Source organism: Acetobacter pasteurianus (genome assembly GCF_009914215.2).
In the GTDB taxonomy this organism is placed as follows: domain Bacteria; phylum Pseudomonadota; class Alphaproteobacteria; order Acetobacterales; family Acetobacteraceae; genus Acetobacter; species Acetobacter pasteurianus.
In genome coordinates, this window is sequence record NZ_CP039846.2 from 2,532,020 (window position 1) to 2,558,161 (window position 26,142).

General features: G+C 50.8%; 16 protein-coding genes. 2 read left to right on the forward strand and 14 right to left on the reverse strand.

Going from position 1 to position 26,142, the window contains the following annotated elements:
• The first annotated feature begins 3 nt into the window (after positions 1–3).
• A complete protein-coding gene (locus FCN51_RS25235) occupies positions 4–324 on the forward strand; it encodes an antibiotic biosynthesis monooxygenase family protein (protein ID WP_035365983.1) in 321 nt (106 codons plus the stop codon).
• A 72-nt stretch (positions 325–396) separates the two neighbouring features.
• Here FCN51_RS25235 and FCN51_RS25240 read toward each other — a convergent pair whose 3' ends face one another.
• A complete protein-coding gene (locus tag FCN51_RS25240; RefSeq protein ID WP_310256664.1) occupies positions 397–963 on the reverse strand; it encodes a biliverdin-producing heme oxygenase in 567 nt (188 codons plus the stop codon).
• A gap of 159 nt (positions 964–1,122) precedes the next feature.
• Between FCN51_RS25240 and FCN51_RS25245 the strand changes: the two genes are divergently transcribed.
• On the forward strand, positions 1,123–3,444 hold the full coding sequence (locus FCN51_RS25245) for a TonB-dependent hemoglobin/transferrin/lactoferrin family receptor (RefSeq protein WP_310256666.1): 2,322 nt from the start codon (positions 1,123–1,125) through the stop codon (positions 3,442–3,444).
• Between the two features lie 190 nt (positions 3,445–3,634).
• Here FCN51_RS25245 and FCN51_RS25250 read toward each other — a convergent pair whose 3' ends face one another.
• The 13 genes from FCN51_RS25250 to FCN51_RS25310 form a co-directional block, all read right to left on the reverse strand.
• A complete protein-coding gene (locus FCN51_RS25250) occupies positions 3,635–4,786 on the reverse strand; it encodes an acyl-CoA dehydrogenase family protein (protein WP_310256668.1) in 1,152 nt (383 codons plus the stop codon).
• Between the two features lie 337 nt (positions 4,787–5,123).
• Positions 5,124–11,150, reverse strand: coding sequence for a DUF3320 domain-containing protein (locus tag FCN51_RS25255; RefSeq protein ID WP_310256669.1), 6,027 nt, complete (start codon positions 11,148–11,150; stop codon positions 5,124–5,126).
• Between the two features lie 303 nt (positions 11,151–11,453).
• Positions 11,454–12,398 (reverse strand): alpha/beta hydrolase, encoded by a 945-nt coding sequence (locus tag FCN51_RS25260; protein WP_310256672.1) that lies wholly within the window; start codon positions 12,396–12,398, stop codon positions 11,454–11,456.
• A 235-nt stretch (positions 12,399–12,633) separates the two neighbouring features.
• Positions 12,634–14,436, reverse strand: coding sequence for an allophanate hydrolase (gene atzF / locus FCN51_RS25265; protein ID WP_310256676.1), 1,803 nt, complete (start codon positions 14,434–14,436; stop codon positions 12,634–12,636).
• Between the two features lie 39 nt (positions 14,437–14,475).
• Positions 14,476–18,015, reverse strand: a complete 3,540-nt coding sequence (locus FCN51_RS25270; protein WP_310256679.1) for a 5-oxoprolinase/urea amidolyase family protein — start codon at positions 18,013–18,015, stop codon at positions 14,476–14,478.
• An 18-nt stretch (positions 18,016–18,033) separates the two neighbouring features.
• A complete protein-coding gene (locus tag FCN51_RS25275; RefSeq protein WP_310256683.1) occupies positions 18,034–18,678 on the reverse strand; it encodes an urea amidolyase associated protein UAAP2 in 645 nt (214 codons plus the stop codon).
• Positions 18,679–18,694: 16 nt separating this feature from the next.
• Complete coding sequence (locus FCN51_RS25280) at positions 18,695–19,498, reverse strand: urea amidolyase associated protein UAAP1 (protein ID WP_310256687.1); 804 nt, start codon at positions 19,496–19,498, stop codon at positions 18,695–18,697.
• A 41-nt stretch (positions 19,499–19,539) separates the two neighbouring features.
• Positions 19,540–20,019, reverse strand: coding sequence for a CopG family ribbon-helix-helix protein (locus FCN51_RS25285; RefSeq protein WP_310256691.1), 480 nt, complete (start codon positions 20,017–20,019; stop codon positions 19,540–19,542).
• An 11-nt stretch (positions 20,020–20,030) separates the two neighbouring features.
• The gene (locus tag FCN51_RS25290) at positions 20,031–20,945 is read right to left on the reverse strand and encodes an ABC transporter ATP-binding protein (protein WP_310256694.1); all 915 of its coding nucleotides are present in this window, start codon (positions 20,943–20,945) and stop codon (positions 20,031–20,033) included.
• Positions 20,945–21,907 (reverse strand): ABC transporter permease, encoded by a 963-nt coding sequence (locus tag FCN51_RS25295; RefSeq protein WP_310256697.1) that lies wholly within the window; start codon positions 21,905–21,907, stop codon positions 20,945–20,947. Before FCN51_RS25295 ends, FCN51_RS25290 begins: the two co-directional genes overlap by 1 nt.
• 20 nt (positions 21,908–21,927) lie before the next feature.
• Positions 21,928–22,920, reverse strand: a complete 993-nt coding sequence (locus FCN51_RS25300) for an ABC transporter substrate-binding protein (RefSeq protein WP_003630179.1) — start codon at positions 22,918–22,920, stop codon at positions 21,928–21,930.
• Between the two features lie 304 nt (positions 22,921–23,224).
• Complete coding sequence (locus FCN51_RS25305) at positions 23,225–24,718, reverse strand: CoA-acylating methylmalonate-semialdehyde dehydrogenase (protein ID WP_310256702.1); 1,494 nt, start codon at positions 24,716–24,718, stop codon at positions 23,225–23,227.
• 26 nt (positions 24,719–24,744) lie between these two features.
• Complete coding sequence (locus FCN51_RS25310; protein ID WP_310256705.1) at positions 24,745–26,106, reverse strand: MFS transporter; 1,362 nt, start codon at positions 26,104–26,106, stop codon at positions 24,745–24,747.
• Positions 26,107–26,142 lie beyond the last annotated feature (36 nt).

Consider the following 26,142-nt stretch of genomic DNA (forward strand, 5'->3'; position numbering starts at 1 on the left):
GCTATGTCTCAATATATTGCCATGAACCGCTTTTTGGTCGCCCCGGAAAATGAAGATGCTTTTCAGAAGCGTTGGCTGGAGCGTGAGGTTTTATTAAAAACTGTTCCAGGTTTTGTGAGTTTTCAGTTCCTTAAAGGTCCAGAAAAGGAAGGGCTCAGGCTTTATGCTTCTCATACTGTGTGGGATTCATACGATGCCTTTGTAGCCTGGACACAATCTGAGCAGTTTCGTCAGGCGCATGCGGGGGCGGGGCAGGGGCGTGCGCTTACTGCTGGGCCTCCAGTGTTTGAAGGGTTTAGCGTTTTGCAGGATGTGACAGTATAATATCTTATATGTGAAATGATTGAGTGACCTGAAACCATTTGGATTTCAGGTCATTTTTGTTTTTTTAGAAAATCAGTTTGCTATGCTGGCAGTCATATAGTTTTTGACACGCATAAAACCAGCCTGAGCTCCGGCTGTAGCCAAAACTGGGTCGAAGCCAGCGCGGTCAATAGCACTCTTGAATGCGTTCCAGGATGGGCCTCGGCCGCCTAGATCTGCCGCTAGGTGGCGCCCGCCAAAATTTTCGGTAAATCCTATTTTTTCAACAAGTTTTATTAAAAAATTTGCACCGAGTTTGGAGCCTTCTGCAACATATAGCCAACCTATGGCTGTAGAAGCATCTTGGATATTTATAGAAGGGCCTTCATTAGAAAGGGGTAAGTCAAGATCCCGCATATCTTGGCATACTTGTGCAAAGCGGTTTCTGGAAGTCAGATCGGGGATGATCTCTACAAGTTGGGCATGATTGTACAGATCATTGATATCCCGGTGAAATAGATACTGAAGCTGCACAAAATTTTTGTATTTATCGGCGCTGGAGAACAGACCATGCGCCATGATGCTTTTGTCCAGATCCTCATGAAGTGTCTGAGTTGCTTCTTTAAGGCAAAGCGAAAGGGGAGCGGACGTTTGGGTCATTTTGTTGGCCTTTACGACATAAACGCATTCTGAGAGATGCGAATGTGTGACTTATTTAACGCAAATGAGAATCATACGCAATAATGAGCTTGATGCCGAGATGTGGGTTATGCATCATAAAATAATAATGATTCTCATTATTAACAATGTGGATGTACAATGATAACGCAGCCTCTTTTCTGCCGGGTTATGCGTTACCGGATGCTGGCAACAACAGCTCTGGCATATGCTTGCGTAACACCGGTTTTTGCCGCCACAACGGAATCTGTTTCTCCCAAGGTAGAAACTTCCACACAGGCAGATGCTCGTAAAAACGCCAGTAAACTGAGCAAAGTTTCTCCCCAAATGGTTATTTTGGGGCCGGTAAAGGTGAGTGGAACAACGGATATTCTGGATTCCATGAAGTTCAACCCAGATCAAGATCATAGCGCGGTGGGTAAGGCCGGCGTGCTGACAACGACCACAACCCTCAAAACATTCCGTGACCGTCAGATAGATAGTTTGGAAGACTACGCGCGCCGAGTAGATGCCTCGGTTAACTATAGTAATGGTAATTCCAGTATCAACATCCGTGGTCTGGACCAAAACCGCATTCTCACCACCATAGATGGTGTGCGTATGCCATGGGCAAATGATGGTGCCTATGCTGGATCTTTCAATTCTGCACAAGGGGGAGTTAACAATTTCGATTTCAACTCCCTGGGCGCAATAGACGTTGTTAAAAGCGCAGATTCCAGTTTTTTTGGCACAGGGGCGTTAGGTGGGGTTATTGCCCTGCGTACGTTAGACCCGGAAGATCTGCTCAAGCCGGGCAAAACATTTGGGGGGCTTACCAAACTTACTTATAATGGGGCAAGCGAAGCAGCATTGCTGAATCAGGCGTTTGCCGCACGCTATAAAAACACGGTCTTTTTGCTTCAGGGGGGGTATCAGGACGGGAGCGAAACTGGCAACCGCGGTGATACTTACGGATATGGCCGAACACGTACCGCAAAAGACCCTGCCTCATATGATCAGGGTAGTTTTTTGGGCAAGGTCCGGCACTACTTTGCAGGTGGTCACAGAATTGGCCTGACAGGCGAATGGTTTGACCGAAATTATAATGAACGAACCAGAACGTCAGAAACAACGGCAACCAATGTCTACCATACGCGGAGTGAGAACCAGCGTTCGCGCGTATCTGCCAACTATGATTATCAGGCAAGCAGCCCAACTGCCCTGTTTAGTGAAGCGCATTTTCTGGCATATTGGCAAAGTATTCAGACCGATACGGATATTACAAACAATGATCCGGCCAGACCAACGGCCTATGTGCACCAACATCTCACTTTGCCTGTAGAATCCTATGGTGTAACAGGTTCAGCCACAAACAACATTTTTACCGGTCCGTTGCATCATGCGCTCACCTATGGTGGAGAAGTTTTTCTGACCGATACTTACCAGACGCAAACTGGCCAGCGTGCTCTGTCAAACGCTTATACTCACGATAACTTTTCGGATATGCCCAAAGTGCATGGTACGGATATGGGAGCGATTGTACAAGACCGTATTGGCATTGGGCGGGGTGAATGGCTACATATTACACCGGGTTTCCGGTTTGATTATTTCCAGCGCGATACGCACAACACGGCTTCTTATATGGCTAATGCCGGTTATGCGGGGCTACCGCATGGGGCGCATGGGTCTCACTTCTCCCCCAAAATTCTGGTAGAAGCACGCGTTGCCAAAGATCTTATTCTGTATGGGCAGTATGCCGAGGCATATCGTGCGCCTTCTGCAACTGAAGAATATCTGAACTACAGTACTCCGCCAGTGTACCAGGTTGTTGGCAACCCAGACCTTAAGCCGGAAAGTAGCCGAGGGTGGGAAGTTGGTATGAAATATGGAAATTCAGAACGAGGTGCCAAACTTTCCTTCTACGATAACCACTACCATAACTTTATAGATATGATGGGTATAAGCGGTTGTACCGGCTACATGCTCTGCTATGGTTATACCAATTTATCGCACGTACGTATTTATGGGGTGGAAGCCAGCGGGAACTGGGCATTTGATGATCACTGGCATATATGGGGGTCATTGGCTTATGCGGATGGGCGTGATCAGGACAGGAACTTCCACCTGAGCTCAGTGGCACCTTTTCGTGGCATTATTGGATTTGGGTATAAGACACAGCGATGGGGCACTGATTTGTCTGGCACATTTGCTTCTGGCCGAGACAATGCCAAGTATCTGACTTCTACCGGTACATTAACCAACCAGTGGAAAACTCCGGGCTATGTTATTTTCGACCTGACAGGTTGGTATAGTCCATCATTTTACAAGCCTCTGCGTGTTCAGGCCGGAATGTACAATATTTTTGATAAAGCTTATTATAATGCAGCTTCTCTGCCTTATGGGCAGTCATCCAGTTCTCTTTCCGAGCGCTATTACACTCAGCCGGGCCGTTCCTTTAAGGTTACCGCTCGAATTGAATTTTAAAAAACATAACCATATGCAATGATAAATCGAAAATGAGTGATTCTATTGTTCATACACACGATTCCTAAATGATGGTGGATGCACTTTCTGCCTATGATTGAACGGTATAAGCCATGACAAAAAGCGTTCCCATTTTGCTGTGCCGCGCAGTTGTCATGGCTTTATTCTTTTGCAAGAAAGGGATGTGAATTTATGAAAGAGCGTGCTGGCCTGCAATACGCCGAAGTAATTCAGCATGTGGTGCATGAATGCGCCCACACAGCGCATCGCGATGCGCCCGTTCTAACGGGTTATGGGCCGATAACCCGGCATTACCAGCCAAACCGAGTAAAGCTGATGTAAAATCTGCCGCAGCATCAACAACACGCGTTTTTATAACCGCCGCATGTGCCTTCAGTTCGTCGGATGGGCGTGCTGCATCAACGTCTGTGGCGTAAAGCCGCAGGAGCATGGCGTTCATGTGCAAGGTAATGGTAAATCCACCCACAGCATCACGCATTGAAGGCAATGTTGCCAGAGGTGCTCCCAGATTGGATGGAACACGGCTTTTCAGGAACTCGCAAAACCATGCCAGCGCAGAGGTTGCAACGCCATTGTACAAGGCACCCAATAGGCCCGTATTCCATGCAATAAGGATATTGCGGCCTGATGGTCGTGCATCAGGAGTATGGAGTTCCAACGCAGCATCAGGCGGTAGGGTAACATCTGTAAATGTAACTTCATGACTGTTACTGGCACGCATGCCTATGTGGTCCCAGTTCTCAATAACACGGATACCATCTGCTTTGGCGGGCACAAGAAATGTACCAACTTGTGCAGGATTATCGTCTGTGCGCGCACGCACCAAAAGCCATGACAGGCCGGGAATGCCTGTTGCATAGGCTTTTCGTCCCGTCAAAACCCATCCGGTGGCTGTGCGGGTAGCAACTGTGCCGGACAATCCACCTTGAGATGCAGAACCAAGATCTGGCTCCGCTAACAGAATATTCAATAACTTATCGTGCTGTGTATCCTCTATCCAGCGGGGCATGTCACCAGATCCGAATTCATGGTGGGCAATTGCAGCACGGACCATGTAATGATTGACCATAACCAGCGCGGTAGATGCATCACCCTGAGCAATCTGCCCAACAATGTCCTGCACCACGCCTAGCGTAAATGGGGTAGGGCGCTCTGGTGTGGATATACGTAAAGATAGCAGCCCTGCCTGACGCAGATCGTCAATATTTTCCTGAGCAAAAATTCCAGTGCGATCATGATGAGCTGCCCGTGAGGCAAGCTGCTGCTTGAGATGTGAAGCGGCCTCAATGGCATCGTGTGCGGTGTGTAGATCAATCGACATGGAATATATATTTCACCATTTTTATGAGGTGGTAATGAAATATAACATTTAGGACGCGAATATGGATGTCAATGAGAGAATTTTATCTTGAGAAAGATATAAATTGGTACGCGAAATTCTGATTCACGGAAAAAACGCATGTGAACCTTATGAAACAGTCTGATCGTCGGATAGCTATCAGTGTCAACAATGGTTTTGGTGATGCGGCGCAGGCATGGCAGCTTGCACGCAATACTAGCAGGCCAGAATGTTGAAGCACGCTCACTGGTAAGGCTGGCATGATGGCGCATCTACCCCGTGAGCGTGATCTAGGTATGACTGTGTTGGTAAAGATATTTCAGAGCAATCTTTCGCCTTGATTATCATTCATCTGACGTGCTGCTTGCAAAGCTTCGGCAAAGCGTGTGCGTGTGGCTTGCCCCATTCGGCTCATGCCGCAGGCATCACGCATACGCGTAATGGCTTCATCATCAGAACAGTCGATCGCAATAGCGCGGCAGGCAAGGTCCACCAGAGCGGGGAGAGGCACCTTGGCGGGATCTATGTTCTTTTCTGATGTGCACGAAGCCAGAGGCAGGCGTGAAGTTACAGGAAGCCGTTCTGACCACAAAAATACACCAACACTTTCTTCCGTGCGGCCAAGTGTGGAGAGAACAGCACTCTGAATACGCTCACGTATCTCTCGACCCACTCGTGCAAAGCCATGATCGCGCGAGAGAGTCTGGATCAGCACATCTTCACGTATAACACCTGCTTCATCCACAATCTGGCAGATCAGTTGCGCTAAAGTGGGGAGATAATCTTCCTGATAAAAGCGTGAGGAATCAATAACCGGTTTTGGAGCGGTGGGTAGAACATCCTCAGTAGGTGCTTTGGCATACAGAGGTTCTGCTGGTGGCGCAGATATTGCCAACACTTCGGATGGTGCTGCCTGTGGATTGGGCTCTTCCTGCGACTCATTGAGAGGGTGAGGTGAAACTTCCTCTATCTCGGGAGGGATTTCGTTAAGGCTGGCAGCCGCCATTGCTGCATCATGTCCTGCCTGTTCAGCGCGCTTTTTGCGAGTTTCTTCCAAAAATTCGTTCAATGCACGGTCAACCCGCTCCACTTCACGTGGTGCATTGGTCCACCAGTCTGTGGACCAGATACGCAGGATGTTCCAACCAAGGTTTTCGAGCACAGCTTGCCGCAATCTATCCCGATCACGGGCTGTGGCACTTCGGTGATAAGTTGCTCCGTCACACTCTATGCCGGCCAGAAAGGTTGTGGGCAGATCAGGGTCGACCACGCCCAGATCAATACGGAAGCCGGATACGCCAACTTGCGTTGTAACGTCCCATCCCTTGGCGCGCAGCATGGTGGCTACTTCAACCTCAAATATGCTGTCATAACCGCCCACGGAGCCTTCATGCGCACCAGCCAGCGCAGTTGCCCCGCGTTCAGCAAACAGCAGGAAGCGGCGTAGATCACGCACACCTGCGGCGCGTGTACGCTCAATGGCAATCTGATCGCCACGGAGCGATCCAAACACAATCAACTGCTCTCGGGCGCGGGTAATGGCAACATTCAGGCGTCGTTCACCACCTTCCCGGTTGAGCGGCCCGAAGTTCATGGAAATCTTGCCAGCAACATCCGGGCCATAAGTCAGGGAGAACAGCATGACATCGCGCTCTTCCCCCTGAATGTTTTCTAGGTTTTTTACAACTAAAGGCTCTGGAGCCGCATCCCCTGTAAATCTTTCAAGACTTGGATCTTTGCGCACTTCTGCTTCCAGCAAATCAACAATCAGTTTTTGCTGTTCACTATTAAAGGTAACAATGCCAACAGACCGTTCCCGCCCATCACGCATGATCTTTACCGCCTCGGCAACCACCATACGTGCTTCTACAGGGTTGGTATGGGATCCGTTACGCCCGGGTTCGTAAATACCTTTAGGCACGAAACGGAATGATACCGCCTGATCTGATGTGACAGGTGAGGGGAAGGTAACGAGGTTGCCGCTATAATATGTCTGGTTAGAGAAAGCGATCAGGCTTTCATGCCGGCTCCGGTAATGCCATTCCAGACTAATGGCGGGAATACCCGCACCAAGACATTCATCCAGAATGGAATCAAGGTCAGTCATTTCATCGGATGTTGCAACATCGTCAGCCGCTTTGCCTGCTATAAAGAAGTCTGTTGGTGGAAGTTGCTTGGGGTCTCCCACAACAATAACCTGTTTTCCCCGGCCAATAGCGCCAATGGCATCCCATGTTGCAATCTGGGAGGCTTCATCAAAAATCACCAGATCAAAAGGTTCTGCATCTGCAGGCAGATATTGTGCCACTGAAAGAGGGCTCATCATCAGGCAAGGCGTTAAAGTCCGCAGGGCGCTGGGCATTTTTCCTGCCAACTGGCGTACCGGGAGATGACGGGTCTTTTTTGCAATTTCGCGGGTTAAGACCTTGTATTCTGGATCATGCTGCCGTTCGGTTTCTCCCGGAATTTTTCCGGCCAAGCGTGCGCGTATCAACCTTATGGCAAGGTTTTTCAGTTTTTCATCGAGTTCACGAAAACGCAGGATACGGCCTTCATGCGTTGCAGCCACAAAACCGCTTAACAGAGCGGAATCGCTGACGGCGTGCATGGTCCACCAACGGGCATAATTTGCTTCAAAAACAGAAAGAACATCTTCCTGCGCAACAAAGCCTTGCTCAATTGCCGTCACCAAAGGTGTTAAGCCCAGTTGTGCTGCATGATGGCAGGCGCGTTGCCATGCGCACCAGTCTCGCAATTCACGCGCAGAATTTTTCCAACTTTGTAGTTTTTCGCTGATTTCGTTAAGCCAATCAGGAGCTTTGGGGCTTACCAGAACGCTGATATTACTGGCACTGCATTCGGTAAGCGTTTTCAGGGTTGCTTCCAGTGCTGAGAAGGCGGCCCGATACTGTGTCAGCGCAGTATGAACACTACCTCCTGGTGCCAGCAGATCTTTCCCTTCGGTCAATAAGGTTTTGAAGTGGGTGCGTGCTGAAAGAAGGGCGGCAGTATCTGCCATACACCCGCCAAGGTGATTTCTGGCTTGCTGGCCCCATTCAAAAACAAGGTTAATCTGGTCAAAATCAGTCTCAAGCCCGCGCCATAGGGCACCAATATGTGCTTTATGCGGCGCTTCTTTTAATCTGCTGGCAATGGTCTGGCGTTCCACCAGTTTTTCCAGATCGCTTTCGCAATCTTCCGGCATGGCTATAGCGTGGTCATTCAACCGTTTGCGAATGGCTTTTTGCCCCATAGAACGGGCTAGTAGCCATTTTTCTTTTGCCGTGCGCCATTCAGCAAGAATGTCAGATACAGGAAGCGTATCAACGCTTTCTTTCCAACGTGTGTTCAGGTCTTCAGTAAGCGCGCGATGTTTGGCAACCTGATCTTTTTCTGCCAGTGCTTGGCTGCAAATATCTTGCGCGTCATCTCCAAACGCCCAACCTGCAGCATGGGGCTGTAGTAAATGTGCGCATAGCGCATCAATCTGGCCAAGGCGGATAAATGATAAATTATCTGCCCCCAATGCAAGCGCCTTGACCACATCATGAGCCGCGTTGCGGAGTTCCCCCAAAGCTGCCAGCGTTGTATTGACTGTATCCAGCAACCGAGCCTCCCATAGTGGAGACCATTCCGTCTGCTCAAGCCCTGCTAGCTGGGGTGATACAACAATATCGCCAATGCGGGCATAAAGTGTGGCCAAGTCTTCGGCCGCCTGTACCAGATTGTCGTAATCTGTTTTTGAATGTGCATCAGCATCGCGCCACACTAGGGGGATGCGTACAATTTTTTCTTCCTGTGCACGTAATGTAATGCCAATACCCCGGTAGGGCGTCCAGCCATTTCGGCGTGGAGCATGGAGTGCGTGAACATAAGCATTCAGTTCATGCCGCAGCGTATCAAGTGCCTGTTTTGTATGTGCGTATTCTTCTTGCTGAAAATCTTCCAGTGCGGCTTGGGCTGTCTGAAATTGCTGGAGCACACCCATTTTACTGGCTTTGGGTGAGAACAGATCCAGACAGAATTCGGCAATACCCAGCTTTTCCAGCCGATTACGTACAACTTCCAGCGCTGTGCGCTTTTCGGCCACAAACAATACGGTGCGGCCTTGCGCAAGCGTATTGGCAATAATGTTGCCGATAGTCTGGCTTTTACCTGTGCCGGGAGGACCAATCAGCACAAAGTTTTCGCCCGCAGCCGCACGTGCCACGGCTTTGAGCTGTGAGGAATCAGCTTCCATCGGGCAGACAAGATCGGCTTCAGCCAAGGCCGTATCAAGGTCCTGAGAAGCACTACACTCACCGGAAGGTGTGGTATTATCCTGCGCGGGTTCTTGAACACCATTTAACAGACGGCTTGCAACATCATTGGTGGCTAGCTTGTCTCGTCGTTCAAGAAGGTCTTTCCACATCAAGAACTTTGAGAAACTTAATGTGGTCAAACTCACATGTTCGCGCACTTCCCAGCCCGGAATGTGGCGTAGGTGAAGCCGAAAGGCTTCAATAATTTTGGGCACATCCAACCCAGACTCATCTTCGGGGAGGTTGTCATGTTCCAGCAGGGGAATACGGATATCATAATCCGCACGCAGCATTTCCAGCAATGTTGTGTTTATGCGGGTTTCATCACTATGCGCCCGCAGCGTAAAGGGGGATTTAATACTGGCGCGTTCCAGAATTACCGGAACAAGAATAAGCGGAGCAAGGTAAGGTTTGCTCTTGTCTTCTGGTGTCCACGCCAAGGCTCCTATGGTCAGAAAGAGCACGTTTGTGCCGCCTTCCTGCTCGGCTGATCTGGCCTGACGATAAATCTCGATAAGGGCGTTCTGGAGATTTTCTTTCTTGCGCGGGACAACAATCTCGCGCCGTGCAAGCGCCTCTATGGCATAGGCGCGTGCAGCATCCTCCTGATGGCGGTCTTGATGAAGAGCTTTGTTACGAGGGTCATCCTCATCCATCAGGTCTGGTGCAGAAATAAAGCGCAAAGGCTTGGGGTTACCGCCTGCGCGCATGCCTGCCAGCATATCCTCCAGCGTTGCAGGCTCTGGGCAATTAATCTCAATCTGCTGACGGTCAGACTTTGGCAAATTGAGCAGGCGGTTGCGGGCCGACATATCCAAAAGGCGATTGCACCAGCGCTGAACACGATCTGCCGGGCGATCTGGTAGCTGTTCTTCCTCCCGTTCCTCGCGCAGAGTTGGTGGGGCTTCAAAGATCGGCTGCTCGGAAGTGTCATCCGAGTTTTCATCAAGCTCGGTATCTGCGCGCAAACCCGGCGTGGAAAGCGGACGAATGCGACGGAGACGTGCGCGATGCACATCAATAATTTCGCGGAACGTATCCTCATCTTCATCGCCGATATCACGCAGATTGGCTTCTCCGCGCTCACAAGCGGTTGCAAAGCTGGGTTTGCGCGCAGCCGTTACCAACGTTGTTTCAAAAATGCGCAGATCATCAAGCTTCAGTCGGTTGCGTATACCCGGCAGATCCTGAACAACGGATGCACCTGCATCCTGTAGGGAAAGCCAGAAACCAGCAAAGGCGTGCCCTTTGGTAAGAACAATCAGGGGGCGCAGGCCGATGGCCTCAAGGCAAGCAGCAAAGAGAACGGTAGTATCCAGACAGGTTGCCAGCCGTTCTTCATACACCTGAGAGGGTAGGCGGATGCGTTGCCCATATTCCACAAACGATGCAGGTGGGTTGATATAGGTGATGTTCAGCCCACAAATGGCACACCAGATTGCCTGTGCCTGCGCCCATACTCTGCCTTTATCGCCCTGATATCCTTCCAGCGAAGGGGTTTGCCCTGCCTGCCGTAAAATATCGGAGGCTGAGCGTAAGATACGGGCAACTGCAGGATCATTCGGTAAAACAAATGCGGCAAGAATATCGGGAATACCACATAGGCCTCCCCATTCATTGCGTGCCAATACGCGCACATCGCGGGTGGTTCTGGTTAACTCCTGCTCTCCAGCGCATGCAGTTACAGTTACTACCGCTTTGGAAGCTTCAGTTTGGGCAGAGAGCAATGCCCCATCAAGTGTGATGTCACGGTCATTCAGCACGCGCAGTTCTTGGGGGCGCACCTGTTGCAACATCCATGAACGTGGCGTGAGAAACGGAGGTTCACTGCTGATGGTAATTTCTACGGCAGGGTATTCAATGTCCGTTGTGTTGTCGAAGGCCAGCTCTTCCAGAATAGGAACACTATTTTCCCATAGGCTTGCATTTACGGCTTCTTGTAGTGCGATTTGCAGAGATGGTGTTTCGATAGGCAAGGGATGATCGGTGTCTTCAGAAATCTGTTTTTGCTCTGTATCCACCGAAAATTCCCCTCTATCTTCCATGTTCGTGCACTCAATAACACAATTCTCTATCGTATTATGACAAAGTTATTCATGTTTCATGAGAAAGAGGAGTGTGTGTAATCGGTAACAGATTTGCAAGTGATGGTAGAATACGGTTCTTGATAAGGACGGTCAGCTTTTAGCTGACATATATACTGGGCAAACCCTCTTACCTTTTGGTTTGATCCGCTTTGAGTGCCAGAACTCCGCAGGCCATTCCCCCGAGAACAGAAGGCCTGCAAGTTGAAAAAGTAGCTCTAGCTGGGGCTTCAGTTTTTTTCGATGTGAACAGACACATGCGTGTCACAATAGGCGGCGAACGGCTTCTAACACATCACGGCGCACACGTTCGCCAAGGGAGGAAGGCAACAGGTCAAAAGCGTGCACCGCATTTGCATAGACGACAAGTTCAGTCGGTACGGCTGCTTTCCATAGGCGCTGCGCAAAAGTTATATCTTCATCACGAAACAGATCCAAAGCGCCAGTAATCACGAATGTTGCCGGTAACCCAGACAGATCTTGCATGAAAGCGGGTGATAGATAGCCAAATCGTGGATCATCCGCCGCCAATTCTCCGCGCACGGCAGACCATGCATGTTGGTTTTGGGCGCGCGTCCAGACGAATTCCCCCGTTGTAGGATCATCAGAAGGGGCATCTGGCCCTCCTGTGCGCAAATCAAGCATTGGGTAAATTAAGACTTGGGCATGTAATTTTACCTTACCGCGATCACGCGCCAGAAGGGTTGTAGCGGCAGCCAGACAACCTCCACCACTGTCCCCCATAACCATGATACGATCGGGGTCAATTTCCAGCTCTTTCGCATGCTTATGTAGCCACACAAGGGCGGTATAAACGTCTTCCAGACCACCAGGAAAAGGCGTTTCCGGCGCAAGCCGGTAATCAACCGAGACAACCAGGGTATTTGTTTCTAAAGCCAGCCGGTTCAGCATACCTGCTTGCATGTCGGGTGTGCCAGCAATCATTCCTCCGCCATGTACATAGAGAATGGCAGACGTTGTTTTCTTGGCCTTAGGTGGCTGAAACAGAATAACACGAACATCGGGGGCTGCATCAGGGGCAGGGATCAATCGTTCCTCATATGTGACCGATCCAGAATTTAAGAGAGCAGTCGAGCCTTCAACGAGGCCACGGCGGAACTCCATGAGATCGTCTTGCTCAGGATCGAAGGATGGAAACGAAGCAATCATGTCGCGCTGTTCGGCATCAACCAAGCCAAGGGTCGTCATTGGGAGAGCACTCCATTCTCTTGAGCAATAACAGGATCATAAAGGGTTGTTGCTCAAGATCACAATGCCTCTACAATAAGTTGAATTATCGCGGTTTTTTGGTGGTTTGTATTCTGTTGGGCTCACATCTATCCACCTTATCGAAAATAAAGTGGATAGACGCCCAAAAACACTAGCCTAGCGTTACATGGCATAGAGAGGGAACATCTACACCAAGTGAGACGCCAAGCGTTGTTTAACGCGTTTGCATGTAATACCGCCAGCCACCTGTTTCTGTAATATCGGTGCCGCTACGTGCCACGGCTTCGCTACAAAGAAAGCCGCAAACTTCCTTTCCATCTTCTAGCGTAATTCGACCAATGGACATGGGTTGCGGAACAGAAGCGACAAAGCGCCCAAAACCTGCGGCATCAAGTTCGTAAACCTCCACTTCTAGTCCGTTACCCTCAAAGCCTTGTTCTCGCACAAGGCCTGGCTTGGGTGGGGTGGCATTGGGCAAGGCAAACAGGCGGTAATCTGGGGCCGTGCGGGTAGTGTTTCGTAAAACAGCATGTTCCTGTTCAAGCTGCCAGTGCAGGGGAAAACCTTTGAGATGTGCTCCAACAACAGCCAGAAGCACACGGTCCTTGGGAACTGTAGTGTCAGCCTCTTTCGATACCGGTTTATCGGTGCGTGTCAGCCCAACAGCTTCGCCTAACGCATGATGAAAACGTCCGGCCAATACTGCCAAATCCTTATCGGTGAAGGCTGGGGCAATAAATGTTACCCCAAATGGGAGACCATCTGGCGCAAACCCGGCAGGCACAGCACAGGCTGCCATATCAAGTAGATTTACAAAATTGGTATAGGCCCCAAGCAAGCTGTTGGCGGCAATGGGTTGCTCTACAACCTCCTGTTTGGTGACAATACGCGGTGCCGTTGGCAGCAGCATAATGTCAAAATCAGCCCACATACGTTGTGCTACCTGCTGGAGGCTATGCTGGCGATAAATGCCTTCGAATACATCTGTTGCTGTATAATTTTTGGCACCGTCAATAATGGCGCCAACTGTTGGATCCATATCTTGGCGATGAGTGTTATAAAAATCCTTTATCGCAGCCAACCGTTCCACCACAAAGGGGCCACTATACAGCAGGGCTGCTGTTTCCTTTAGGGGAGCAAAATCCAGCTCAACGGGTGTGCCACCAATTTGTTCTAGCAGGTGGATGGCACGGGCATAAAGCGCTGCATTTTCTGCGTTGCCATCGAAAAACTGATCTTCTTTTTTCAATACCCCAAAACGAAATGTTGTAAGAGGTAGTGGCCGAATATCTAGCGCGCGCGAGTAGGGGGAGCGTGCATCAGGTGCAGCAGCAATCTGTTCAACTTCCCACGCATCAGCGGTAGAGCCTGCGAAAACAGAGATACAGTCAAGAGATTCACAGGCGGGAACAAGGCCATATGTGCTGAGCACGCCTCGTGATGGTTTGAGTCCCACAATGTTGTTAAATGCGGCTGGCACGCGGCCCGAACCTGCCGTATCTGTGCCAAGCGCAAATGATACCAGACCAGCCGCAACAGCAACAGCAGACCCAGAGCTTGAACCGCCCGAAACATATTCAGGGTTAAACACGCAATGTGGCTGGCCATAAGGAGAACGCATACCAACAAGACCTGTTGCAAACTGGTCAAGGTTGGTTTTGCCAATAAGAATGGCTCCCGCAGCTTCCAAACGCTGCACAACTTCAGCGCTTTCTTGAGGCTCATAGGCAAAAGCCGGACACCCAGCTGTTGTGGGCAGCCCAGCAACATCAATATTATCCTTTACAGCAAACGGAATACCGTAAAGTGGAAGGTCTGTGGCGGCTTGTTTTTCCAGTTCAGAAGCGCGGGCTAAAAGCTTTTCTGCCGGAACCCGGCTGATCCATACAGCCGGGTCTTGGGTGGTATAGGCGTCAATGCGTGCAATAACGTCATGCACCATGTTGGTGGGCGAAAGCGTTCCGGTGCGATAGGCGGAAAGCAGCGGGGTAATCTGCAACATATTGGGCAGGGACATGTTTTTTCCTGTTCTATCAGCGTTAAGGGCACATAAAAATCAGCTTGTGCGGACAACCATGATGCGTTCACCACCCCGCACTTCACGCCCTTTGCGGCAGAGAATTTCAGTCACAACACCGGTGGCTGGTGAGGAAATCTTCATTTCCGTTTTCATGGATTCAATAATAGCCACCGTATCACCTACCTTTACGTGATCCCCCACGTTTACGGGTAGTTGCCATACGTTGCCGGGTACTGGGCTATCCACACCCATATGACCTTCAGGCAGCACAGATTCATCTGCCTGATTGTCATTCGTTTCTTCCTCGAAGGTATCAAGGCCCTTTGCAATCCAGTCTTGCCGTTCAGCTTCAAAGGCAGCTTGTTGCCTAGCTTGGGCAGCGGCAATTTCTTCTTTGTTGGCTTCAAGGAAAGCGCGATATTCCTTTAGACTGAAATGTGATTCCTCAATCTTAACGGAAAAGCGGCCATACGGAAAAGCGGCACGGGCTTCCATCAGCTCATCGTGTGAGACAGGGTAGAAACGGATCTGGTCAAAAAACCTTAAAAGCCACGGCGTGCCTTCATGAAATACATCTGTTGTGCGCCATGTATTCCAAACCTGCGTGGTGCGGCCAAATAGCTGATACCCACCGGGGCCTTCCATGCCATAGATGCACATATAACTTCCGCCAATGCCCACCACGTTATCTGGTGTCCATGTGCGGGCAGGGTTGTATTTGGTGGTTACAAGCCGATGGCGCGGGTCAATAGGGGTGGCAACAGGGGCGCCCAGATAAACATCGCCAAGCCCCATCACAAGGTATGATGCGTTAAAGATGATATCCTTTACAGCCTCAATAGAAGGAAGACCGTTAATGCGCCGAATGAACTCAATGTTAGAAGGGCACCATGGTGCGTTAGGCCGCACAAGTTCCTGATAACGCTGCATGGCCAGTTGTGCCTGCTCATCATTCCATGAGACAGGCAGATGTACGATACGGCTGGGCACGACAATATCATCATCGCCCGAAGGCAGGGCCTGTTCAATGCCGTGTAGGGTTTCTAGCAGAGCGGACAGAGAGATAACGTCGGGGTTGTAATGCACCTGCAGAGAGCGGATGCCGGGTGTGAGGTCTATAATACCACTTATGGCCTCGGCTTTCAGACGTTCCAGCACAAGCTGTGCACGTAGCCGCAATGTAACGTCCAGTTCCGGCGGGCCGAACTCAAGCAGCAGATAGTTTTCGCCTGCACGACGGTAAACAACTGGAATTTCGCCTTCCGAGTGGAAAAGAATAGGGCTGTCACCCATAATGGGTGCTGGTAGAAAAGCTACATGCAACGGTTGCGGCTGCACGCGGCGGAAACGCACTTTGTCTCCGGGGTGCAACTGTCCCATCTTCCATAGTTCATCACGCACAAGCACGGCAGGGCAGACAAAGCCCCCCAAACTGGGGCCATCCGGGCCGAGCAGGATGGGCATGTCCCCCGTAAAGTCGATTGCGCCAATAGCGTAGGCGTTGTCATGAATGTTGGAAGGGTGCAGCCCGGCTTCGCCGCCATCTGTGCGTGCCCAGCGTGGTTTAGGCCCAATCAGCCTTACACCCGTGCGTGCGCTGTTGAAGTGCACCTCATATTCGCTGGAAAATAGTTCAGCAATATCTTCATCACGGAAGAAATCCGGCGCGCCATGTGGCCCATATAGCACGCCCAGTTCCCACGTCTGCGTAAGTTCGGGGCGATCTTCCTGCGCAATGCTGGTAGCAGGTGGGGCATCTGCCTGTGGGGCAGCAAGCCGTAGAACATCACCCGTACGCAGTTGGCCTGTAGCATGGCCACCAAACTGCCCCAGCATGAATGTAGCGCGAGACCCCAGATAAAGCGGCGTATCAATACCACCCCGAATGGCAAGGTATGTGCGATGACCAGCTCCTTTAATCTGCCCTAATGCTAAAATCTGACCGGCCTTGACCTCAACAGGTTCCCAATAAGGTATTTCTTGGCCATCCAGCGTGGCTGGCATAAATGCCCCGGCAAGACCTATGGTGGCAGGTGCGTTAAAGCGCAGAACCGGGCCAGAAACGGTGAACTCCAAAGCCGCCACACCATCCGTATTACCAACAATGCGATTGGCCAGACGAAAGTGACGATCATCCATAGGGCCACTGGGGGGAACACCTACATCCCAGTATCCAATGCGTCCTGGCCAATCCTGTACGGTGGATTGCAAGCCCGGAGAGATGACCTCAATTGTTGTAGGCGTATAGGCAAAGTTATTGAGAAGCCCGGTAAACACGCGCCCTTCCAGCACGGCAGGGGCCGCTGTAATGGCACGTAGGTAATCCAGATTACTTTCCAGCCCACCTATGCGGGAGCTTGAAAGGGCCTCATGCAGTTTACGGAATACCTCTTCCCGCGTGACCCCGTGCGCAATAACCTTTGCCAGCATTGGGTCATAATAAGGGGTAACTTCGGTTCCGGTCTCAATCCATCCATCAACGCGCACGTTCGGTGCAAAACCCACCTCGGTAAGGCGACCAGTTGAAGGACGAAAATTTTCGGCAGGATTTTCGGCGTAAACACGGGCTTCTACTGCCACGCCTTGCGGAATAAGGCTATCCTGCGGAGGTAAGGTCAGGCTGCCATCTGCCTGACGCACCATCCATTCCACAAGGTCAATACCAAATACTTCTTCGGTAACGCAGTGCTCAACCTGCAGACGGGTATTTACTTCAAGAAAATAGAACTCTCCACTTTCGGTGTCGTAAATAAACTCCACCGTACCAGCGGATTCATATGCAACGGCAGCGCCCAATGCGCTGGCTGCTTCACGCAGGCCTTGGCGGGTTGTATCTGACAAGCCGGGAGCGGGGGTTTCTTCAATAACTTTCTGGTTGCGGCGCTGAAGGGAGCAATCGCGCTCACCTAGTGTGAGAATATTGCCTTTGCCGTCTCCAAAAATTTGCACTTCAACGTGGCGTGCGCAGGCAATGAATTTTTCTAGAAAAACACGGGCATCACCAAAATTGTTACCGCCCATGCGTGAGACAGCCGCAAAGCAATCTCGCAATTCTGTCTCGTTATGGCACACTTGCATGCCAATGCCGCCGCCGCCAGCCGTGCTTTTAAGCATGACAGGATAACCTATGCGCGTGGCTTCAAATGCGGCTTCATCGGCTGAATTTAAAATATCAGAGCCGGGCAGGAGCGGTACATTGTTCTGTTTGGCTAGTTCACGCGCTGTGTGCTTAAGGCCAAACATACGCATATGTTCAGGTCGTGGCCCCATAAAGCGAATACCGCGTTCAGCCAGTTTTTCAGCAAATTCAGCACGTTCACTCAGGAACCCATAACCGGGGTGGACAGCCTGTGCCCCCGTAGTAGCACAGGCATCCAGAATGGCATCCATGTTCAGGTAGCTGTCAGTTACTGCGGCCGGGCCGATCAACACGGCTTCATCTGCTTCCAGAACAGGGGGCGTGAAGCGGTCTGATTCTGAACACACCGCTACAGAGGCGATGTTCATACGCCGGAGTGTGCGACTGACACGCCGGACGATTTCTCCACGATTGGCAATGAGAACCTTAGTGAACATAGCTGATCTTTCGGTGCGTCAAATAGAAGCGGGGTCACCAATAACCACGCGAATAGGCGTGGGCGTGAAGCCGTTGCAGGGATTGTTGACCTGAGGGCAGTTTGACAACACAACAAGAGTATCCATTTCGGCACGCAAATCTACAAAACCACCGGGCACGGAAAGGCCATCGTCAATCACCAGTTCACCATTCTGCATAATGGGAACATTCATGAAGAAATTGACGTTGTTGACGATATCACGTTTGCCCATGCCGTATTTTTCTACTTCCAGAAGGAAGTTTTCACGGCATGCATGCATGTATTTCGTTTCATGCCCAAAGCGTACGGTGTTGGATTCACAACTACAGGCACCTGCCAGTGTATCGTGGCGGCCGCAGGTATCTTCCATAACGGTCATGAGCACGTTGCCTTCGTTGGAAAACAGACGGCCACCCTTGCCAATATAGGCAGATCCTTGGTTCAGAAGGGTGTCTTGTGCGCTGTAACGTTCGTAATATGCGTGCGCGTTATAGAACAGGGCATCTACCGCCTGCTGGCTTTCAAGATCAATAATGCGCAAAACCTGCCCCTTGCGCACAACGCCAGACCACGGCACGCGGGCAGGCACAACCTGATCTAGAGTGATGGCAGAGAAAACTTTGCTGATATCATATTCTGGCATGGGTCTGGTTCCTGGATCAGGCAAAGAGGGGATCTGTGTTTTCAAAGCCACGGCGGGCTTCTTCGCAAAATGTCCGGCATAGATCATCTGGCTTAATGGCGGGGGCCTGCCAGCGCACGGCATCAATTGGGGCAGGGGCAAAGGTTTTATCTGGCGCCAACGGGTGCGGACAGTTGGAAACAGCAACAAGCAGGTTCATTTCAGCGCGTAGATCTACATAGGCACCCGGCTGCACATCGCCTTCAATCCAGCGGAAGCTGCCATCTGCCTGCGTGCTGATATGAGAGAAGAAGCTGATGCAGGACGTCACATCATGCTGGGCCATATCGTGCTTGCCAGCAATCAGTCGCAGATTGTTCCGGGTGTTGCGAAGGCCGGCATTACCAAAATTGCGCGCATTGCTTTGCGGCGTGCTGCCACCTACCAATGTATCGCTAAAGCCGCAGGAATCATTGATAATGGAAGCAAGCACACGCCCCATATCAGAGAACAGAACACGCCCTGTTGTAAGGCATGTGGTCCATTGCAGTTTGATGGTGTCACCTGCATTATAACGTTCGCTATGATCATCCGCATTCCAAAGGCCTACGGATACGCCATTATTACCGGAGGTATTGATCAGCCGCAGGGCCTGCCCACGCGGCAGAAGCGTGCTCCAGTACCAGCCTCCCGGTATGGTTTCGCGGTGCAGAATGCTGCTTTCTGTCATCTCAATAGGGGCAGAAGCGGGGCGTGCGCTGCTTTCCTTAAGAAGGGCTTGATCGCGGAGCTGATTGTAGCGGGCGCGATACCATTCGGGTGTCTGTTGATCGATCTGCATGGAACGCTCCTGTATTGTGGAGTGAATTGAAAAAATGCTGCTCAGCACGGAACAGTGTCGAGCTTTGGAGGGCGGCCTTTTTCATGAACAGGCGGGATCAGAGACGCGATCAGATGGAGTTTTCCTGAAATCACCCCAGATTGCGTCATGAACTGATCTGCAATTTCCTGAAGTTTTTTGACCTGCCCCTGCACCAGAAGCACCTCAAGTGTCTGACGGCGCACAAGGTTGACGTGCAGGGAGCTAATAACTTCAGCCAGATTTTCGTATTGCAGTTCAGCCAGCTTTTGAGAAAGCCCCGTTGCGGCATTGTTGTAAAAGAGAATGATGACACCAGCCATCAACTCCTCTGCACAGTCTTTCCGCGACGCCATCAGTTCCTGATGCAGGATGTTCTGTATGGCTTGCGAGCGGCTGGCATAGCCTTTTTTGGCCACCATGGCATCCAGTTCATGCAGGATCCCGGGTGGTAGAGAAACGCTGATACGGCTGACCTGTTCTTTTGTTTCCCGGCTGCTCATAATTGTTATTCCTATTCTGCCTTATCTGTGACGAGGGTGAGGAGAGGGATGTTGAAATCTTCCTCTCCTTCATCCGTTTCTTCGGTGTTATCACCAAAGGAGCGAATGAGTGCCTCTAGATGGGCTTTGGTCGCGAGGAATTCGTCCGAGGTCATTTGCGTAGCTCGGCGGGGGCGGGAAAGAGGCACTTCGATAACTTCTTCCACCCGGCCCGGACGAGGCTTAAGCACAAGTATCCGGTCTGCCAGATAAATGGCTTCGTCCAGATCATGCGTAATAAAGACAATCGTAATGTCTATTTTACGCCAGATCTCCATCAGGTAATTCTGCATTTTCAGGCGTGTCTGGGCATCCAGCGCGCTGAAGGATTCATCCATCAACAATACACGGGGGCGTGCGGCCAATGCGCGTACAATGGCAACACGTTGTTGCATGCCGCCCGAAAGCTGATGCGGAAAAGATGTGGCAAACTGTTCCAGCCCCACAATCTGGAGCCATTGCATGGCTTCGCGGCGTGCTTCCGTTTTGGAGGTTCCGCCCATTTCAATGCCAAACATCACATTGCGGCAAACATCCATCCACGGGAAAAGCGTGTATTTCTGAAACACCATGCCACGATCAGGGCCTGGGCCATTCACGGGCTGTCCATCTACAAGGATACGCCCTGATGTTGTGTCTTCCAGTCCCGCCAGAATGCGGATAAGCGTGGATTTACCGCACCCAGATGGGCCTACAACGCATACAAATTCACGCCGATGGATGTCGAAGTTGATGTCTTCAAGCGCTACGGTCTGGTGACGCTTTTGGGTGAAGACCTTTCCAACATGGTCAATTTTCAACACACATTCGCGCTGTTTGATGTGCGCCATACGCTCGGCCACATCTGGCGGCAGGATGCGGTAGTCAGGGAGAGAATTTTGGGGCATCAGGCGTTCTCCCTTTTCCATGTAAAGAATTTACGTGCCAACAGGCCCAGAACCATGTCCGTACCCAGCCCCACAATGCCGATAAGAGCCATAGCGGCGTAAACATTATCAAAATGCTGGTAGCGGGCTTGTTGTGTGATGAACCATGTAATGCCAGAGGATGTGCCGATCAGTTCCGCCACAATCAGATACGTCCAAGCCCAACCCAGCAGGATGCGCTGATCGCGGTACAGATCGGGCAGAATGCCCGGAATAACCACACGAAAAAGAAGCCTTAACCCTCTTGCACCAAGCGTGCGTGCCGCTTCGATAAGGGCAAAGTCCAGTTTGCGTGTTGTGTTGGCGATAACAAGGATTTGCTGAAACAGCGTGCCAATAACAATAATGGCAATCTTGGGGGCATCATAAATACCCAGAATGGCAACAGCGAGTGCGCCAAAGGCAGGTGCAGGCAAATAGCGAAAAAAATCTACGGAAGGCTCTATAAGACGCGCCATGGCAGGCAAGGCGCCACACAGCACACCCAGCGGCACACCGATGAGTGAAGATATAACAAAACCCCAAAAAATAATCCGAATACTGTGCCCGAAAGCCTGCGTGATGGAGTGCTCTGCGCCAGTTGGTGCCGATGAGGTAAACGCATGCGCAAAGGCTGACAACACTTCTCCGGGGGAGGGGAAGTAAACAGGGTTTGTTGCAATTCCTTGTGGAGCAGGCAGTTTTTTTGCACGCATTTCATCTACAGCACGGTTGAAGTCTGCGCGCTTCATCCGCATGCCGGTTTCAAGATAATCTTCTCCGCCGGGATCTGTAATAAGTATTTGCGGATGCCAGACAAAAGGAAGGTAGCTTACTGCGCTCCATGTCAGCAAAGGCAGGAGAACCGCCAGAATACCGAATACTCCACGAGCCGTTCGGTCTGTCCGACCATACAATCTCCATGAGGCGGCAAGGCTTGGCATAGCGGTCTCCTACCTCAGCCTTATTTCACAACAGCATTTACGAAGGACGGATCAATGTAGCTGTCTACATTTTGCGGGGTTTTGTACACGCCGTAACGCACATTAAAGGCATCTGAAATGGCGGAAGAACCGTAGAGAGAGTCCAGTCCATCTTTTTTTGTAAAGACAGACTTATCATCAGAAAGCGTCAGCAGGTGCGTGCCTTTAAGGAAGCGCTTGTACGTGTCTGGAGAAACCCCAGTGCGGGTTGCCATAATGCGTAGGGCATCAGGCTGCGTTTTGGGGTCATTGATATAAGTTACAACATGATCCCACACCCCCACCAGCCGCTGCCATTGATCACGGTTATCATGCAAAGACTGCGGATCAACAACAATCGTATCATAAATCAGGCCGGGCGCTTCATGCGATGTAAACACCGGGCGAGCACCAGGCACCATGTGTAAGGCTTGCCCTGCATTAGGCTGCCAGGCTGCTACGGCCGCCACTTCACCAGAAGCCAGAACCTGTGGTGTTTCATTGGTTTTGGTGTTGACCAGTTTGACATCTTTCTCGCTCATACCGGCTTTTTCCAAACCCTTGAGCAAAAGGAGATGATCTACCAAGCCTTCTTCAACCGCAACAGATTTGCCCTTAAGGCCCTGCATATCGGTAATTCCCGGCTGGGCTACCACCATATCGTTGCCATCGGAATAGTCTGTCACAAGGATCATCTCGCCCTTGTGGCCATTTGCACCTGTTACGAGTGCATCACCATTGGTTGCCATAACGGCATCAAGTTTGTGCGCAGAAAAGGCATCAAGAGAGGCACTATAATCAAACCACTGGAAGTCGGCATCCACGCCAGCTTCCTTTAACCAGCCTTTATCAATAGCAACTTGCCATGCAACCCAACCGGGCCAGTCGCTATAACCAATTTTCAGTGTTGCAGCAGAGGCAGAGGCTGAAACAAAGGTTGCCGCAGCACAAACACCAGCTAAGAGGGCTTTCCGGAGAGGCGAGAGCAGACGCATGTGAGAACTCCAGTAATACGAATATGGAAAATCGTATTACTCATTCTCTAGCGGAACTGATTTGGTTGCAACATAAAAATGTTCTCAAATCGGAACTAATTTTCAGACCACCATAACTTACTGATTTTATGTATTTTATTTTTCAGAGATAAAATGTTGGCCCGCCAAGTATAGCTGGAAATGGTGCAGATGGAGGGCGTAAGGTGCTCCATGCCCCTATATTTCTGAGTCCGCTTCTGCCTGAAATGTGGCTTGTCGTGTGCGTGGATAGGGAGGCCGGATAAAATCTATCCGGCCCTTTGTTTCATCCGTGTGTGGGCATAATAAACTCAGCACCCGAGCGAATGCCCGCAGGCCAGCGCTGGGTAACGGCTTTCATGCGTGTAAAGAAGCGTACTCCTTCTGGTCCATGCATGTGGTGGTCTCCAAACAGGGAGTCTTTCCACCCACCAAAAGAATGGAACGCCATAGGTACGGGGATAGGCACATTCACCCCAACCATACCTGCTGTTACATTATGCACAAAGGTTCTGGCTGAATCTCCATCTCGCGTAAAAATGGCTGTGCCGTTGCCAAATGGACTTTCATTAATAAGTTTGAGCGCTGTCTCAAAATCTGGAGCACGCATGACACACAGCACCGGGCCAAAAATTTCTTCCCGGTAAATATCCATTTCTGATGTCACGTTATCGAAGAGGGACCCCCCAATAAAAAATCCTTTTTCATACCCGTCTATTTTTATGTTACGGCCATCTACCACAAGTGTTGCTCCTTGGCTTACACCGGAATCAACAAGACCCTTTACGCGGGCGAGGTGCTGCGCCGTAACCAGTGGCCCCATTTCACTGCTGCTATCCGTGCCATTACCAATAGTAATGGTTTTTACCTTTTGAGCGAGTGCCGCTACCAGCGGATCAGCAATCGGGCCCACAGCTACGGCTACTGAAATAGCCATGCAGCGCTCACCGGCAGAGCCATAGGCAGCGCCTATCAGCGCATCAACCGTTTTGTCCAGATCACAATCAGGCATGACAAGTGCGTGGTTTTTGGCGCCGCCTAAAGCCTGCACGCGTTTGCCATGTGCGGTGCCTGTTGCATATATATGCTGTGCAACAGGGGTGGAGCCTACAAAGCTTACTGCTGCAATATCAGGGTGTGCCAAAATGGCATTCACCATATCCTTATCACCATGCACAACCTGAAACACACCATCAGGCAGGCCGGCCTCTTTGAGAATATCAGCCAGCATGACTGAAGCAGAGGGATCTCGTTCTGAAGGTTTCAGAATGAAGCAATTGCCTGTGGCAAGTGCCATAGGGGCCATCCACAGAGGCACCATGACGGGAAAGTTGAATGGTGTGATACCCGCTGCAATGCCTACGGGCTGGCGCATCGTCCACGCATCAATGCCGCGGCCGACTTGTTCTGTATATTCACCTTTCAGCAGCTCTGGCACGCCTGTGGCAAATTCTACAACTTCCAGCCCACGGGTTACTTCCCCTTTGGCATCGGACAGGATTTTTCCGTGTTCCGAGGTGATAATGGCTGCAAGCTCATCCATACGCTGCTCTATGAGATCACGCGCCCGAAACAGAACGCGCGCGCGGGCCAGGGGGGGTGTTTCTGCCCATGCCGGAAAGGCGGCTTTGGCTGCTGCAACGGCTGCATTCAGATCTTCATCTGTGCCGAGCACAACTTTTTTGCTGGATTCACCTGTTGCGGGGTTGAATACATCACCATAACGGGTGCTGTGCCCATTGATATGCTGACCATTGATGACATGATGAATGGTGTTCATTTTTCTTATCCTTTATCAATGATAACTTAGGCTTCGCCTATGACTTCGTGAGAGAGTGAGACCGCCTGCGTATGCTCGCCTTTGCGTACGCTTAATGTTTCTGGCACCCAGAACAGTGTGATGAAAAAACCGATCAGGCAGAGCCCCATAGGGTAAAGCAGTCCGGCGTAGGGATTGCCCGTTTGCGTCACAAGCCAGAGGCTCACCAGCGGCAGGAAACCACCAAAGATGCCGTTTCCGATATGATAAGGGACGGAAATGGAGGTGTAGCGCACATTGGCAGGAAAACTTTCCACAATGAATGCGCCATAAGGGCCGTAAACAGCTGCGGCAATAATCACCAATGCAAATACGCAGGCGGAAATGGTTATAAAGTTGGTATTTTCAGGCGCTATGGCGTGGCGAATGAGAGAAAAAATGGGAATGTAGAACAGGACGGCAGCAGCCATGCCCGCCAAAGAGAGACGTTTGCGCCCAATTTTATCTGACCATGCACCAAACAAAACAAAAAATGGCACCCCAAGAAATGCGCCCGCGGCAACAGATAAAGTTGCAGGCAGAAAGGGTACTTTCATAAAAGTCTGAATGTAATACAGGGCGTAAAACTGGGCTGTGTAAAACGTAACAGCCTGAGCGCAAGCCACCCCAAACAGGAACAGAATAATACGCCGTGCATTGCCGGGAATACGAAAAGCATCCCGCACAGGAGATTTAGACAGCGTTCCCTGTTTGTGCATTTCAACAAACACGGGAGATTCTGCCAACCGAAGGCGAATGCGCAGAGAAACAGCAACCAGCACAATGGAAACTAGGAAAGGGGCACGCCAACCCCACGTGCCAAATGCTTCCTCACCCAGCCATAGGCGCAGGGTTAACACAATGCCCAAAGACAATACAAACCCGGCGGAAGCCATAGCTTGAATGTAGCTGGCCCATTTGCCACGTTCACCGGGCGGTGAATGTTCAGCCACATATGTTGCAGCCCCACCATATTCTCCGCCCAATGCCAAACCTTGAACAATGCGTAGCAAAATCAGCAGGACAGGGGCTATATATCCGGCGGTTGCAAAAGTGGGTAACAAGCCAATAGCCGCTGTGGAACACCCCATGATCAGCAGGGTGATCAGAAAAGTCTTTTTGCGTCCTACGCTATCCCCCATATAACCAAACAGCAGGCTACCCAAAGGCCGCACAGCAAACCCGGTTGCAAAAGTGGCGACACTGATAAGCGTTGCAGCAACATCATTTCCGGGCGGATAAAACAGGCGCGCAAAGAAAATGGCCAGACTGCCGTAGAGAAAAAAATCATACCATTCGATAACGGTGCCAACGCTGGAGGCCATTACCAAAGAACGCATGGATCGTTCTTTTTCTACATGAGGTTTCATGCTTTAGGCTCCTGTCAGGAGTTTTGTTTTTAGTAT

Coding starts and splice junctions, on each gene's coding strand:
- FCN51_RS25270 (WP_310256679.1), bottom strand. CDS start 18,015: ATGTTCACTAAGGTTCTCATTGCCAATCGTGGAGAAATCGTCCGGCGT.
- FCN51_RS25235 (WP_035365983.1), top strand. CDS start 4: ATGTCTCAATATATTGCCATGAACCGCTTTTTGGTCGCCCCGGAAAAT.
- atzF (WP_310256676.1), bottom strand. CDS start 14,436: ATGTCCCTGCCCAATATGTTGCAGATTACCCCGCTGCTTTCCGCCTAT.
- FCN51_RS25260 (WP_310256672.1), bottom strand. CDS start 12,398: ATGACGACCCTTGGCTTGGTTGATGCCGAACAGCGCGACATGATTGCT.
- FCN51_RS25275 (WP_310256683.1), bottom strand. CDS start 18,678: ATGCCAGAATATGATATCAGCAAAGTTTTCTCTGCCATCACTCTAGAT.
- FCN51_RS25290 (WP_310256694.1), bottom strand. CDS start 20,945: ATGCCCCAAAATTCTCTCCCTGACTACCGCATCCTGCCGCCAGATGTG.
- FCN51_RS25240 (WP_310256664.1), bottom strand. CDS start 963: ATGACCCAAACGTCCGCTCCCCTTTCGCTTTGCCTTAAAGAAGCAACT.
- FCN51_RS25285 (WP_310256691.1), bottom strand. CDS start 20,019: ATGAGCAGCCGGGAAACAAAAGAACAGGTCAGCCGTATCAGCGTTTCT.
- FCN51_RS25305 (WP_310256702.1), bottom strand. CDS start 24,718: ATGAACACCATTCATCATGTCATCAATGGTCAGCATATCAATGGGCAC.
- FCN51_RS25245 (WP_310256666.1), top strand. CDS start 1,123: ATGATAACGCAGCCTCTTTTCTGCCGGGTTATGCGTTACCGGATGCTG.
- FCN51_RS25300 (WP_003630179.1), bottom strand. CDS start 22,920: ATGCGTCTGCTCTCGCCTCTCCGGAAAGCCCTCTTAGCTGGTGTTTGT.
- FCN51_RS25250 (WP_310256668.1), bottom strand. CDS start 4,786: ATGTCGATTGATCTACACACCGCACACGATGCCATTGAGGCCGCTTCA.
- FCN51_RS25295 (WP_310256697.1), bottom strand. CDS start 21,907: ATGCCAAGCCTTGCCGCCTCATGGAGATTGTATGGTCGGACAGACCGA.
- FCN51_RS25280 (WP_310256687.1), bottom strand. CDS start 19,498: ATGCAGATCGATCAACAGACACCCGAATGGTATCGCGCCCGCTACAAT.
- FCN51_RS25255 (WP_310256669.1), bottom strand. CDS start 11,150: ATGGAAGATAGAGGGGAATTTTCGGTGGATACAGAGCAAAAACAGATT.
- FCN51_RS25310 (WP_310256705.1), bottom strand. CDS start 26,106: ATGAAACCTCATGTAGAAAAAGAACGATCCATGCGTTCTTTGGTAATG.